We start from the raw sequence: 14,159 nt of genomic DNA, 5'->3' as shown, positions 1-14,159 counted from the left end.
TTTAGGTCATATCAATATGAAAAAGAATGCAATTTATAAATACATTCAAAATATGACGATAATAAGGACAACATTAGCTTTATTGATCTTGCTTGATGGGCTATTGATAATACTCCCTATTTTATCATCATATAATATTAATTTATCCTCACAACACCATAATTTTGTTGATTGGTTGCAATCCTTAGGTTTTATTAAACTGCTCGATATCCCTCGGTTTGCTATCGGGGTTGTATTGATTATTTTGGCATTACCTATTTATTTAGGTATCAGAATAGGATGGGTATTTAGTTGCTTTATGCTGTTTGTTCTTGTTCTCATTAACTTGCTATTAGCAAGAGAAAATGTATTAACGGGAACTCTCTCATTGCTGATATTAATTGCATTGATTGCAAATTGGAAAATATTTCACCGTCATAGCTTATCAGGTGCTGGCTTTGTTGCATTTGTCAGTTTGATTGCTTTACTGGGATATTCCGTATTTGGGTCATTGTATCTTGGTGACCAATTCCAACCTCATATAACCGATATCTCCTCTGCATTTTATTTTGCACTGGTTTGTATGACAACGGTAGGATTCGGGGATATTGTTCCTATTAGTGTAGAGGCAAGATTATTTACTATTTCTATTGTGATATTAGGTATTACAATTTTTACCACTTCTATTGTTTATTTTTTAGGCGTGTTTGCAAAGAGCACACAAGAGATTGTCAAAAAGAGATTATTCCGTATGAAAGATCATTATGTCATTATCGGTGCTAGCCCTTTAGCGTTAAACACCTACCATGGATTAAAAAAGCGTGATTTAGATGTCATGGTGCTGTGTAAAGAAGAACACAAAAACAATTATCCAGATAATGCTCCAGTGATCACGACATCACAAATCAATAAAAAAAGTTTAAACCAAGTGAATTTAGCTGATGCTAAGGCATTGTTTATACTTGGAGATTTAGATGCCGAAAACACGATTGCCATGCTGGCGGCTAAAGAGATCGTTGGTGCCAATATTAAAAGTGTTATGGTCGTCAATGATGATAATAACTACGAAAATCTGAAATTACTGCACGCGGATCTGTTGATCTCTTTGTCGTCATTAGGCAGTGAAGTATTAATTAAAATGATTTTTGGTGAGAATATTAATAGCCAAATAATTGAAAGTATTATTTTCTCGAACAATATTCTAGATACTTAGAAGATGAGTAGAGAGATGACTATGAGCTGTGAAGTGACGACAGCTCATTATTTTATTTTAGTTCAAATGAAATAATACAAGAATAAAAATGGTGAGCTAAATATGGATTCAATTATTATTATTTTCGTGCTTGTTTATATCGCGATGGCCTTTGGCACGTTTCCAGGAATAAAAATTGACCGTACGGGGGCGGCTGTTGCAGGCGCCTTGGCAATGATTGGTTTTGGTTTTATTACTCCGCGAGCTTCTTGGGATGCGATTGATTATCAAGCCGTTGGATTACTATTTGGGTTGATGGTGGTATCGGCTTCATTCACCGTTTCTGGCTTTTATCATAAAGTCGCGAATGAAATGGCTATCCTCAAAATTAGTCCACCAAAGTTGTTACTTGTCTTTATTATTGTTGGTGCTGTGCTAGCGTCGATACTGACTAATGATGTGGTGGTTGTGGCAATGACGCCATTATTAATTTCAATCACATTAGCAAGAGGACTGAACCCAATTCCATTTTTATTGGGTTTTTGTTTCGCAGCAAACAATGGGGCGGCAGGTTCATTGATTGGTAGTCCTAAAAATATGATAGTCGCCCAAGGCTTAGACCTTTCATTTATCGGAGTGCTACATATTACCGCTATTCCTGTATTGCTTTCTTTACCTGTCGTTTGGTGTGTCATTAGCTTACTTTATCATAAAAATTGGTATTTACCTGAAAGCCAAAAAGCTGCGTTACCTCCTAAAACACATACGGTGATCCCATTTAATCAATGGGAAACGGGCAAAGCAGCCATTGTAATTGCCATTGTGATTATTGCGTTTTTGTTTACAGACTTACCTAGAGAGTTAGTTGCACTCTCCGCGGCTTGTTTTTTATTATTAAATAGGAAAATCGCCTCTAGTGATATGCTAAAACATGTCAATGGTGACTTGTTGCTGCTAATAATGGGGCTGTTCATTATTAATGCCGCATTTGCTAAGACCGGCGTCCCGCAGGATATTTTGCATTATTTATTAAATAAAGGCATCGACCTGAGTAGCCCTATTACGCTATTTTTGGTCTCAAGTATTATGAGTATCTTTATTGGTACAACACCGACTGTGATGCTGTTAATTCAATTCGTCTCCCCAGATGGTAATGCCGACCCACTCGGTGCAGCACTCATTTTTGGAGCCTGTTTTTCAAGTAACATTTTTGTTTTTGGTAGCCTTGCAGGCATTATTGCTGTCGATCAATCAGCCCAACATGGTATTAAAATTTCATTTTTAGAGTTTACAAAGTCAGGCGGTATTATTGCATTAATCTGTATGTCGATTGCAGCGGGTCGGATCTTATTTAGCTAATAATGATTACTTTTGAGTGTAAGGAGGAGGGGGGATGTTAGAAGTAAAAAATATACGTATCACTCAGGGAGGGAATACACTATGGAGCGACCTTTCTTTTTGCTTACATAATAATGAGCGCTTAGGATTTTCTGCACCAAGTGGTTTTGGTAAAACCACGTTAGGTCGAGTATTAGCGCAATGGCAAGCGCCCTCTAATGGTTCAATTTTATTTGAAGGTAAGCCATTACCGGCAACAGGTTATTGTCCAATACAGTTGGTACCTCAACATCCAGAGAAAAGTTTTAATCCATACCGAACGGTTGGCTCGAGTGTCAATGATGCATGGGAACCAGTCGCGGAATATCTTGAACGTTTGTCAATTAAAGCAGAATGGTTAGAAAGACGCCCGAGTGAGCTTTCGGGCGGAGAACTTGCACGTATTGCGCTATTAAGAGCACTTGATCCCCGCACTAAAGTATTAATCGCCGATGAAATAACCGCGCAGCTTGATGCGCATTTGCAAAAAGATATTTGGCAATTTCTGATTGAATTATCACAAGAAAGGCCATTAGCAATGATTATTTTTAGTCATAATAAAATGTTATTAGAAAAGGTATGTACGTCAGTTTGGGAAATATCCTCTACTTGAAGTATGACAATGATATTTTAAATTAAATAAATTGGGGCACTCAATATGGTTGCTTTTGATATAGCGTTAGTCGGTGCTGGTGGTGGAATCGGTTCATTATTACGCTGGTGGATTGGGCGTTTAGTCGGTGAAAAATACCACGGTAAGTTTCCTTTATCGACCTTCATTATTAATGTGTCAGGTGCTTTTATAATCGGTTTTTTAAGCAGTTATTTTTTGTTAGATTGGGATGACCGTTATGGCTCATTCTTACAATCAGCCATATTAACTGGCCTATTAGGCGGTTATACAACATTTAGTAGTATGCAGCTTGATGCGTTAAAGCTGACACAAACTAAACAAAAAATGTTAGCGTTGCTTTATTTATTACTGTCAATTATTGCGGGTCTGATTGCTGCGTTTTTTGGCGCATGGTTGATTAACTAAAGGATAAGAATATGAATATTGCAATCTTAGTTTTTATCGGTGGTGCTATTGGCGCAATTTTTCGCGAGCTATTAATGATTTCTGTACCGAAAATGGCAGACCAGTTCCCTTTAGATATCTTTATCGCCAATATTAGTGCTTCGTTTTTATTGGGTATTGTTGCAGGGCTACTCACCAGTAAACGCATTGGCCAATCAATGAATGCTTTTTTTGCCACAGGCGTGATGGGAGGGCTGTCTACATTTTCTAGTTTTGTGTACGGTGCAGTAGAGATAATAAAATATCCTCAATATGTATGGACTGGCGTCGTATATTTAATATTGAGTGTTGTCGTTGGATTTATGGTTATTTATTTCGGTTATATATTAGGTAGCAAACAATACAGAAACAGCCCTAATCATAGTGTTTGATTTTAGTATATGCTCGTCATACTTCAAATTTCAGCAATTTTGTTAAGGTGTAGTATTCCTAGCGACTGACTCAATGGTTAGGAATCTCAGTCAATATAGTGTGCATTAATGGGGATCTCTATATCTCCATTAAATTCAGGCTATTTTATTGTTGCCTAACCATGAGAAAAGAAAATTGATTAAACTATCATCTAAAAGCCAAATAATAGGCTCTCAGTTCCTAAATTGTGTTTTGCTAGTGGCACCTTTAGCTATTGGTATTTGAGTAAGGGATAATATTAGTTAAATGCATGGTTTGTTATATGGACTAAGCGACTGTACTTGCCAGAGTAATCATTTTATCGTTATATAGAAAAATAATATTGAGATTATCATTTTTATTCTCGTAGCTTCTATAGCTATCCATTTCCTTTTCTTAAAAATCAATTTTTTAACTTTAGAGCTAATTTAAATATCAAATCTAACTTATAAATAATATAAGTTAGATTTAATTTTGCTGTTTATTTTTGATAAATGGTTCTATAAAAACTCACCAGTAATCTAAAAAAAATTGTGTTTTGGGTTTTAAATCTGTATTTTTATTGTTATCTGGCTTTCTTTAATTTTTTATTGTGTTTTTTTATAATTTTAATGCTGTAAATTTTTCTGGTTGAGTTTTTATTGGGTTTTTCTACTGTTTTTTTATCTATTTTGTTGGGATTAGTCTTAAATGGCACTTTTTTATTTGCGTTAAGGCCTGCTTTTATTGCTTTTTTTATTATTTGATTTTGTTTAATGCGTTGATTTTATTGGTTTTTGATTTTTTTATTTGATGTGTTTTTTAAATTTATATATTGAATTAGGCACCTTTTCAGTATTGAAATTTTGAAAGTGCTAGAATAATATTGAACACGAATTAGGTGTAACGACGATTTAAATATGTTGGTTAAATTTAGATTATACTCGCTGTATAAATAGCTTGTTCCTCCCAGGTTTAGCTTTAATAGCGATACTATATTCTTAAGTTTAATTTTTTGTCTATATTACTATTTCTACAATCACAATTATTTATTAACTTTTGGTTACTGTATATTTGTGTTGTAGAAATGGTTTTTTTTTAGTGAAAATCTTTGTGCATTAAAATCTGTTATCTTGATGGTCTATCTATCGGTCATTAATCTGATGAGGACTTAAGGGAAATAATGTCATTTATTTTCTTTAAGTAAACGGTATCTAGCATCATATAATACTGAGTTACATTTAGGTAAACGAAATATTTTAATAGGTATAACCTATTAAAATAACCTGATATTCTCAGCTGAAGTATGATTTATCAAAAAGTTATTAAAGTACTTTATACGGCTGATAAAACTGAATATTCGTCTATCTCCTGACTAGCCGCATTCGTGGTTTTGTGAGATTGATATTATATAGAGTCATCAGAGAATAGCCGTGTTCTCGATCTATTGAATATCTAATTTGGTATTTTATTCTTTATTATTAAGGACTTTGATATTTAGGAGGCTAATACCTAAGTCCTTATGTCATTTATTTAAATGTCATGGCTTTGAACGCACCATAAAATAAGCAGCTAAAACCAATGAACATAGAATACATAAGATAGCAAAACTGATAAATGGCATCATGTTTGTCGAGTTCGCTATTATATATCCACCAATAGCAGGCCCAATCGCCATCCCTCCACCAATGACTAAATTCATGTTGTTCATTAACCTACCGCTGGTATCTAGCTGAGATACCGCCCCCATAATAAATGGGAGTACAAATGTCCACGTGAATTTAAATAATAGCGCGGCTATGACAAATCGTACTACAGTCGGTGAGGCAATTAATAGAAGAACGCTTATCACTAATAGTGCATACCCTAGCAAAACTAATTTGCTGGTTTTAAAGCGGGTAGAAATAACAGCCGCAATAATTGCTCCAATCATGCCCAAAATCGTCGCAATTGCCAAAACTTGGCCATTTTCTTCAGCATTTAATCCACTGTTCTGACCAAACACGCCTATAAAGGTCCAAACTTGGCTCAAAAAAATATAAAAAATCAATACGGCTAAAATGGCGATCGCTTTATTCGCGAATGTACTTTTTAAATTGACGGGTGTTGATTGATGTTGCTCTTCGCTCATTATGACATTGGGAAATGCACGAATAAGAGGAAAAGAAAGGAGCATACAAGCCGCAAGTATAAAGTAAACAATACGTAGCCCGTATAGTTCAAATAAAGGTGGTAAAACAAGCAGACCTATAGTCCCTAATGCGAGTTGTCCAAGTACCCAAAAAGCATACATTCGGCTTGGGTTTTCTGTTTTGCCAGCGCTTGATATGCATAAGATCATCAGCGTTCCACCTGCAAATGATGCAATAAAACGAATAATCAGTAAAACGGTGTAGGTGGTTGCGAATGCAGAAATTAAGTTACCAATAATAAAAATGATTGCGGAGATAATCGCTATTTTTTGCCAGCTAATGCGGTTGATCCAATACCATGCGGGAATAGTGGCAAAGCTCATTGCACCTAGCTCTGCTGAAAATAAATAACCGATTTTGTCAGCAGATAAATGCCATTGTAAGCCCAGTTGTGCTGCAACAGCGGGAGCCGTCATTAGAATACCGGGTGCAATAGCGGAAAAAATAATAATCGCAAGCAATAAGCTTAATGAGGATTTTAGAACAACGGTAGAAGGTGGAGCATTGACATCTTGTGTGTGCAGCGATTCGCTCATATTAGCACCTCGGTCAATAATGAATATTATTTTATGATATTTGTTAAATAAAGGTTAAATCATGGTCGATTTTAGTGTGAAATTACGGATAATGACTATCATTCTAAAGAACGAATATTAGGATTTTATGGTGATATACGGAGTAGGTATAAGAAGTAAACGGAATCAATGTAGAAAGAGGGAGACCGTGAGCCCATTTAAACTCACGGCTATAGATTCTAAAAATGGGTAGAGCTTTGCCTTTCCAATTCTAAACAAGCTTTTTCTAAACCCCCCTTACAAGCCAGCTCAAAATAGTAGCGTGCGGCATAGGGTGAAGCATTTTCTACTTCACCTTTTTGCATTAACCACCCTAAATTATATTGTGCATAAACATTACCTTGCTCTGCTGAGCGCATAAACCATTTTTGAGCTTTTTCAATTGAAGCAGGAATCCCATCACCTTGATAATAAATTAAGCCAAGGTTTAATTGTGCATCTTTATCACCTAACTCTGCGGCCTGAATAAAGTAGTTCAATGCTTTTTCTTTATCAGTGATCCCTGATTTACCTTCCCAATAAAACCACCCTAGGTTATTTAATGCATATGGATTATCTTGGTTTGCCGCTGCTTGATACCATTTTAATGCTTCACTGATATTCGGTTGCCCATCTGCACCATTTTCATATAACCAGCCTAGCATATTTTGTGCGGATGCATGCCCTTGCTCAGCGGCGGCTTTAAACCATTTCATGGCAGATTGTTGTGAAGTTTGATTGCTTTCATTTTCTTCCATATATAGCCAACCTAATTGGTGCTGTGCATCTGGGTCCCCTTGCTCAGCAGCAAGAGTCAGCCAATACAATGCTTGGCTACGTGATTTCTCGACTCCTTCCCCCTTTTCATAAATCAAACCTAATTGATATTGGGCGGGTAAGTTACCTTGTATAGCGGCTTCTTTAAACCAATGGACTGCTTCTGACCATGATTGTTCTACACCTAATCCTGATTCAAATAATGCGGCTAAATAAAGTTGGGCGTCTTGGTTACCATGTTCGGCGGCTTGTTTAAAATATTTGGCAGCCTGTGAGTAATTAGGGGGATCAGCGTTATAATAGGCTAGGCCTTCCATAAAGCTGTTTTTGGCATCAATAGAAGGTGACGCTGTTTCGGCTGATTGTGAACTTTCAGGAGAGGTATTATCACCATAACCTACAACCAAAACTGAAACTATTATAGAAAAAATTAAGATTGATATTCTCATAGCCATTTCTGATATTAACGTGCTGTTGTCGGTTTTATATCGGCAATACGTAAGGTATACATAATGGATGCTCCAGGCGGTACTGCCGGTGGATAACCTTCATCACCATAGGCTAATTCAGGTGGGACAATAAAAGTGATTTCCCCATGATTTTGTAAATGCTTAATTGCTGATTGGAAGAGAGGAGGATAATTGTCTAAAGGAAGTGTTAGTGATTTGTCTTGTAAATCCATGTCACTTACCACGGTACCATCTAATAATGACTCTTTTACAACAATACTAACGGTATCGTTTTCTTGAATTTTACCTTGCCCTACATAGTTAATTTTATAGGAATAGCCTAGCGGGTCAGAAACAACGCCTTTTTGTTTTGACCAATTAGATAAAAAGTTTTTTGCCAGTTTAGTTTGTTCTTCTTTTTTAGCATCACGATTTTTTGTGACTGCTGAATTAGAGGCAATTAATGCTGTCTGTAATTCGGTTGGTGAAAGTAAAGAGCGACCCTCAATAGCATCGGTAATACCGGCTAAATATGCTTTTTTATCCATATCTTGACCAAAAGATTGATTCTCTTTATGGATAGTCATTGCATCTTGGCCAATAGCAATACCGGCAGCATAAGCTTGTTTTAAAGCTTCACTGCCTTTTAATTTTTCAACCGCTATGGGTTGTTTGAGAGATAGCGCTTGTTCGATTGCTATTTTTTGTGCTTTTTCTGATTCTTCGAGTCTTTGACTTAATAATTTTATATTGTTGCTCAAATTGAGATTGTCATTTTTGGATTTATTTAGAGATTCTTCTATTTGAGACTGTAGTTTTTCTTGTTGTTGTAACTTTAGTTGCATATTTTGCTTGTTCAATAAAATTGATAAGTCATCATTAATTTTATTCATCTTAGCTTGTAATAGCTCTTTCTCTTGTTGTTGAATTCGTATTTTATACTGTCTCTCATTAATACTTAATGCCTGAATTTTCTGGTTGAGTATCTTCAGTTTTAGTTGAGGTAATTGAATTCCACTTTCTTCATCATCATAAGGTTGGTTCTCCTTAATACCGTTCAACCGTTTTTTTTCTTCATACTCATTAGCAAACTTTAATAACCCAGGAAGTTGATTTTCATTTGCTGATAGAGAATGTGAAAAGATAAAACTTGATGAGGTTATCGACAAATAAGCGATATAGTGAATGATTTTATTCATAATAAGATCTCGAAAATAAGTAAGCCACCTTCACTTAATGATGACTTTTCCAAAGTGGATTAGGTATTAATGATAATTTTTCTTAATTAAGAAGGATTCTATCAGAATATAAATAAAAAAATAAATGTTCAATAAAAATAAGTTTTCTATCTCATTTAATGTTGAATAATTAGTGTTATTAAAATTGTATTACAGATATTACAAAATATAATATCCAAAAAAGAAGGAAACATAAAAAGCAGGCTGTCATATAACCATTTGATTTTAATGGATTTGCTTTATTTTAATTATCGAAATAAAATTTTTTCACATTATCATATCTAGGTGTTATTACTTAACGTCTGAAAAAGTGTAAATTTCAGAATTATTTATCTATTTAACAATCTTTTTGGGATTTTTTCAAGATAAAGCTCTGGGCTAATTTGTACCTTCTTAATAAGAATGTTGAATGTATCAGGGGAATGTGATTTTTTGTGCTCTGATTACTCGTTATTTGGATATTTAGCTTATATCAATAACTGCTTGATAGATATTGGCTTGTTTGATTTTATGTGGCAGGTAAAGTAAATTTATTTGCAACAAAGCGAGGCAATAAACATTTTCGTACAAGCGGGCTTTAATAAATGAAGTTAGTTGTATCAGGAATTGGGAGCCTAATATGATAGTGGAACAAGAAGTGTCAAAAAGTATTTTTATGACTGCGGTAGGAAAAGAGATATTTCGCTTAAGGAAGAAGCGAGGGTTGACGGGTAAACAGTTAGCTGAAAAATTAAATGTCTCTCAGCAGCAAATATCTCGGTATGAAAGAGGGGTCTGCAATATTAATGTTGATACTCTCTTTGTTATTTTACATGAGTTAGATTGTAGTTTAAGTAATTTCTTCAGTTCGGTTTATCTTAATATTAATGATATGGAAAAGAATGTCAGTTCTCATTATATTAATTTATTTTTGCCTCCAGCTCCTTACTATAAAGGTGAGAATGCTCTGTCAGCAAAGATGAATAATTTAGTCGGCTAATGCTAACGTAGTCGATTAATATTTCACTGAAGAATATTGAGTTATTTAAAGTTTTAAATTTAACTGAGAATAAAGAAAATACTTTCTGTTCTCAGAAAGTATTCTATTTGTTTTTATTTATTAAAAATAAATACCATTAATTATTTAACCAAGTGAGCTTATTAATAGCTTGCTCTTTTTAGTGTTCATCGTAAAGGCGTAACCAATATGAAAAAGATTATTTTAGCAACCCTGATTTCTGGCGCAATGAGTGCATCGGCTTTAGCTGTTGATGCAGGCTCAGGTACTGTAACGTTTAACGGTTCAATCATCGAAGCACCTTGCTCAATCGCGCCAGGTGAAGAAAACCAGACTGTTGAACTGGGCCAAGTTTCTAATGTCACTTTGGCTGCGGGTGGTGAATCTTCAGCGCAACCTTTCTCTATCAAATTGGAAGGTTGTAACTTGGAAAAAAATAACCAAGTAACTATCACTTTCGCGGGTACAGAAGCCGTTGATGGCGAAGCAGCAAACACGGGTTTACTGCAAATCACTGGTGATGCAGCGGGTGCAGCTGTCAAAATCATGAACTCTTCTAGCGCACAAATCAATGTTAACGCTGGTAGCACTCAAAACTATGTTCAAGGTAGCAACGAACTGAAATTCCAAGCTGCTCTGAAAGGCCTTGCTGGTGCAACAGTTGTTCCAGGTAACTTCTCTGCGGTGACTAACTTTACTTTAGCATACAACTAATTTTTAAAAATTAAGGTATGTACGTCATGAAGTGCTTTTGCACTTCATGACTTATTCAGTAATGGAGGTGATCGTGAAGCGAACAGGACTGTTAAAGGCAGCACTATTGTCGGTTAGTGCATTAGGCGCAATGCCTGTACATGCGGCTCCAGGGGAACTTTGGGGTAAGGTGAGTATGCAAGGTAGCATCGTTGATACCGCTTGTGCCATTGATACAGGCTCTTATGAGCAATCTATTGATATGGGTATTTTACCAATTGGTTTGTTACGCCAAGTTGGACATGGACCTATACAGCCTTTTTCGATCACCTTGATTGGTTGTCAATTAACTCCCCAAGATGGCGACAATTGGCAAACTTTTTCTGTCACTTTTGATGGTCCTGCAAATGGTGAATGGTTCAGCGTTTCAGGTGCAGCAAAAGGTGTCGCTCTATCATTGCAAGATGCGTCAGGACAGATAGTTAGACCTGGTTTAGCGACAGCAAAACAAGATATCAAACCCGGTAATTATATTCTTAATTATGGTTTAAGACTGGTATCAGATGAAACGCCGCTCCGTCCAGGAGAATACCAGACAGCGATTCGTTTTAAGCTCGACTACTACTAATAAAAATGCTGATTCTTCCTGATACTGAATTTTAGGGATGTTACTTATGTCTTTGTTCAATGCTTGTTTACCAAAGCCTCGCTTGTTGAGCGTGATTATTGCGATGGCGCTTCACGGGGTCGCTTTACCTGTTATAGCGGCAGAAGCTATTCAATTTAATACCGATGTATTAGACCTCGAAGACAAAAGTAACATTGATTTAAATCAGTTTGCGCGCGCTGGTCATATTATGCCAGGAACTTATTCATTAACACTGAAAGTGAATGATGAAACATTACCTGAAATCAGTGTGCCATTTTATGTTCCCGAGAATGATCCGGAAGGCAGTGTAGCCTGTTTAGCGCCTGAATATATTAATCAACTTGCTTTGACCTCTTCATCGCTAAAAGAGTTAACGTGGTGGCATGATGGGCAGTGTTTAAACCCTGAAAGTCTACCAGGCATGCAGATCCGCGGTGATCTCGCAACGTCATCACTGTATGTCAGTATTCCACAAGCCTATATGGAGTATACGGCACCTAATTGGGATCCTCCCTCGCGTTGGGATGATGGTATTCCAGCGATTCTGGCTGATTACAGTATCAATGCCAATGCAAATAACTCTTACCGTAAAGGTGGTAACAACAGTTATCAAGTGAATGGTAATGGCGTTGTGGGGATTAACGCAGGTGCATGGCGCTTGCGTGCAGATTGGCAAGGCCGTTTAAGCCATCAAAATGGTAAAAACGCAGGAACAGATAAAGATTTCCAATGGAACCGTTTCTACGCTTATCGCGCGGTGCCAACATTACGAGCTAAATTAACGCTGGGTGAAGATTATTTAGAATCGAACATGTTTGATAGCTTCCGGTTTACGGGGGCTAGCTTACGTTCAGATAACAATATGATCCCACCTAGTTTACGTGGTTATGCACCTGAAGTCACAGGTATTGCTAAGACTAACGCAACCGTCACGGTGAGCCAGCAAGGTCGTGTATTGTATGAAACGCAAGTTGCGCCTGGGCCATTTAGGATCCAAGACCTGAGTGATGCTATCAACGGTAAACTTGATGTCACGATTAAAGAAGAAGATGGCTCAGTTCAAGAATTTCAAGTTGATACGGCAAACCTACCGTATCTGACTCGTCCGGGGCAAATTCAGTATAAGTTAGCGCTGGGGCAGCCAACTAATTATGACCGCCATAGTCAAGGGAATAGCTTCTTAACAGGGGAGTTCTCTTGGGGTGTCAACAACGGTTGGTCACTGTTTGGTGGGAGCTTAAATAGTCAAAACTATAATGCCTTATCAGCAGGTATCGGACGTGACTTACTGGCCTTTGGTGCCGTCTCTTTTGACGTAACGCAGTCTTTTGCACGTTTACCGGGTGAAAGCACCATTAGTGGTGGTTCATACCGTGTTAACTATTCAAAGCGTTTTGAACAGTACGATAGCCAAGTGCAGTTTGCGGGCTATCGCTTCTCTGAACGTGACTTTATGTCAATGTCAGATTACTTGAATGCGAAAGAAACCGGCGTACGTTACGGCGGAAGTAAAGAGCTGTATACGATCTCCGTTAACAAAAACTTCCGTGACGCGGGGGTGTCTCTGTATGCCAACTATAACCACCAAACCTATTGGGATCGTCCAAGTAATGATTATTACAGTGTGATGCTCTCGAAGTATATGGATATCGGCTCGATTAAAAATATCAGCATTAACTTATCAGCAAACCGCAGTGTGTATAACGGTGTTAATGACGACAGTGCCTACTTATCACTGTCATTCCCTTGGGGAAATAGTGGGAGCGTCGGTTACTCACTGAATACCAGCCGTAATGATACCACTAACCGTGCTACCTATTATGATCGTATCGATGATCGTACTACTTATCAGGTCAGTGCGGGGAGTAGCCGTTACGGGGCTTCAACCAGTGCGTTTGTCAATCATCAAGCTGACAGTGCGCGTGTTAGTGCAAACGCCAGCTACCAACATGGTCAATATAGCTCATTTGGTTTGTCCGCTTCAGGTGGATTTACTATGACAGCTGAAGGGGGCGGGTTCCACCGTGTGAACAACATGGGGGGAACACGCATGGTCGTTGATACCGACGGTGTTGCAGATGTTCCCGTTAAAGGTTTCGGTGCACCCGTTAGCTCGAACATGTTTGGTAAAGCCGTGGTCGGTGATGTGAACAGCTATTACCGCAGTAAAGCACAGATTGATTTGAACGCGTTGCCGGATGACGTGGATGCCCAGCAGTCCGTGGTACAAGCTACTATGACCGAAGGAGCGGTTGGCTTCCGCCGCTTTGAGGTGGTATCAGGTCAGAAAGCCATGACGATTCTAAGTTTGACTGATGGTTCACATCCACCGTTTGGTGCGCAGGTAAAAAATGCCAAAGACCAAAATACAGGCATTGTCGGGGATGCGGGTAGTGCTTATATCAGCGGTATAAATCCAGGGGATGCGATGACGGTGACATGGGGCGAAAATAAGGCCTGTAAAGTGACTTTCCCTGCACAGTTAGGCTCACTTGAACAAGCGCTGTTATTACCTTGTGTCCCTATTGTGGCTGCGAGTACTCAGCCTCAAGAAATTACGCAACGTTAAGTGTGATTAACAATCGGTTTTTAATGTAAATAGGTTGCTCGGAAGA

Annotated in this window: 12 protein-coding genes; 9 read left to right on the top strand and 3 right to left on the bottom strand. The window is 37.6% G+C overall.

Features of this window, described 5'->3' with window-relative positions; genetic code table 11:
• Positions 1-16: 16 nt before the first annotated feature.
• The 5 genes from P2E05_RS16425 to P2E05_RS16405 all read left to right on the top strand — a co-directional run bounded on the left by P2E05_RS16425 (position 17) and on the right by P2E05_RS16405 (position 3,997).
• Positions 17-1,192: an ion channel gene (locus tag P2E05_RS16425; protein ID WP_163862931.1), complete on the top strand. Its 1,176-nt coding sequence runs from the start codon at positions 17-19 to the stop codon at positions 1,190-1,192.
• Positions 1,193-1,294: 102 nt separating this feature from the next.
• Entirely contained in the window at positions 1,295-2,530 is a 1,236-nt protein-coding gene (locus P2E05_RS16420; protein ID WP_251464659.1) for an SLC13 family permease, read from the top strand.
• A 34-nt stretch (positions 2,531-2,564) separates the two neighbouring features.
• Positions 2,565-3,161: an ATP-binding cassette domain-containing protein gene (locus tag P2E05_RS16415; RefSeq protein ID WP_163862927.1), complete on the top strand. Its 597-nt coding sequence runs from the start codon at positions 2,565-2,567 to the stop codon at positions 3,159-3,161.
• Positions 3,162-3,206: 45 nt separating this feature from the next.
• The gene (gene crcB / locus P2E05_RS16410) at positions 3,207-3,587 is read left to right on the top strand and encodes a fluoride efflux transporter CrcB (RefSeq protein WP_154622752.1); all 381 of its coding nucleotides are present in this window, start codon (positions 3,207-3,209) and stop codon (positions 3,585-3,587) included.
• Between the two features lie 11 nt (positions 3,588-3,598).
• Positions 3,599-3,997, top strand: a complete 399-nt coding sequence (locus P2E05_RS16405) for a CrcB family protein (protein ID WP_196713603.1) — start codon at positions 3,599-3,601, stop codon at positions 3,995-3,997.
• Positions 3,998-5,535: 1,538 nt separating this feature from the next.
• Here P2E05_RS16405 and P2E05_RS16400 read toward each other — a convergent pair.
• From P2E05_RS16400 to P2E05_RS16390, 3 genes are all read right to left on the bottom strand, one after another.
• Entirely contained in the window at positions 5,536-6,723 is a 1,188-nt protein-coding gene (locus tag P2E05_RS16400) for an MFS transporter (RefSeq protein WP_154622581.1), read from the bottom strand.
• A 218-nt stretch (positions 6,724-6,941) separates the two neighbouring features.
• Positions 6,942-7,967, bottom strand: coding sequence for a tetratricopeptide repeat protein (locus P2E05_RS16395; protein WP_276122912.1), 1,026 nt, complete (start codon positions 7,965-7,967; stop codon positions 6,942-6,944).
• A 14-nt stretch (positions 7,968-7,981) separates the two neighbouring features.
• A complete protein-coding gene (locus tag P2E05_RS16390; RefSeq protein WP_276122911.1) occupies positions 7,982-9,166 on the bottom strand; it encodes an FKBP-type peptidyl-prolyl cis-trans isomerase N-terminal domain-containing protein in 1,185 nt (394 codons plus the stop codon).
• A 658-nt stretch (positions 9,167-9,824) separates the two neighbouring features.
• Between P2E05_RS16390 and P2E05_RS16385 the strand changes: the two genes are divergently transcribed.
• The 4 genes from P2E05_RS16385 (at position 9,825) to P2E05_RS16370 (ending at position 14,113) form a co-directional block, all read left to right on the top strand.
• A complete protein-coding gene (locus P2E05_RS16385) occupies positions 9,825-10,184 on the top strand; it encodes a helix-turn-helix domain-containing protein (protein WP_196713600.1) in 360 nt (119 codons plus the stop codon).
• 207 nt (positions 10,185-10,391) lie between these two features.
• On the top strand, positions 10,392-10,916 hold the full coding sequence (locus P2E05_RS16380) for a fimbrial protein (RefSeq protein ID WP_276122910.1): 525 nt from the start codon (positions 10,392-10,394) through the stop codon (positions 10,914-10,916).
• A 61-nt stretch (positions 10,917-10,977) separates the two neighbouring features.
• Complete coding sequence (locus P2E05_RS16375; RefSeq protein WP_154622313.1) at positions 10,978-11,523, top strand: fimbrial protein; 546 nt, start codon at positions 10,978-10,980, stop codon at positions 11,521-11,523.
• A 37-nt stretch (positions 11,524-11,560) separates the two neighbouring features.
• Entirely contained in the window at positions 11,561-14,113 is a 2,553-nt protein-coding gene (locus tag P2E05_RS16370) for an outer membrane usher protein (RefSeq protein WP_276122909.1), read from the top strand.
• Positions 14,114-14,159: the final 46 nt, after the last annotated feature.

This window comes from Providencia stuartii, assembly GCF_029277985.1.
Lineage (GTDB): Bacteria > Pseudomonadota > Gammaproteobacteria > Enterobacterales > Enterobacteriaceae > Providencia > Providencia zhejiangensis.
Note: the sequence above shows the minus strand (reverse complement) of the source record. Positions and strands in the feature narration are given on the sequence as shown.

Excerpts from the sequence above, each read along its gene's own strand:
- crcB (WP_154622752.1), top strand. The coding sequence starts at position 3,207 with ATGGTTGCTTTTGATATAGCGTTAGTCGGTGCTGGTGGTGGAATCGGT.
- P2E05_RS16425 (WP_163862931.1), top strand. The coding sequence starts at position 17 with ATGAAAAAGAATGCAATTTATAAATACATTCAAAATATGACGATAATA.
- P2E05_RS16400 (WP_154622581.1), bottom strand. The coding sequence starts at position 6,723 with ATGAGCGAATCGCTGCACACACAAGATGTCAATGCTCCACCTTCTACC.
- P2E05_RS16420 (WP_251464659.1), top strand. The coding sequence starts at position 1,295 with ATGGATTCAATTATTATTATTTTCGTGCTTGTTTATATCGCGATGGCC.
- P2E05_RS16375 (WP_154622313.1), top strand. The coding sequence starts at position 10,978 with ATGGAGGTGATCGTGAAGCGAACAGGACTGTTAAAGGCAGCACTATTG.
- P2E05_RS16405 (WP_196713603.1), top strand. The coding sequence starts at position 3,599 with ATGAATATTGCAATCTTAGTTTTTATCGGTGGTGCTATTGGCGCAATT.
- P2E05_RS16370 (WP_276122909.1), top strand. The coding sequence starts at position 11,561 with ATGTTACTTATGTCTTTGTTCAATGCTTGTTTACCAAAGCCTCGCTTG.
- P2E05_RS16390 (WP_276122911.1), bottom strand. The coding sequence starts at position 9,166 with ATGAATAAAATCATTCACTATATCGCTTATTTGTCGATAACCTCATCA.
- P2E05_RS16395 (WP_276122912.1), bottom strand. The coding sequence starts at position 7,967 with ATGAGAATATCAATCTTAATTTTTTCTATAATAGTTTCAGTTTTGGTT.
- P2E05_RS16385 (WP_196713600.1), top strand. The coding sequence starts at position 9,825 with ATGATAGTGGAACAAGAAGTGTCAAAAAGTATTTTTATGACTGCGGTA.
- P2E05_RS16415 (WP_163862927.1), top strand. The coding sequence starts at position 2,565 with ATGTTAGAAGTAAAAAATATACGTATCACTCAGGGAGGGAATACACTA.
- P2E05_RS16380 (WP_276122910.1), top strand. The coding sequence starts at position 10,392 with ATGAAAAAGATTATTTTAGCAACCCTGATTTCTGGCGCAATGAGTGCA.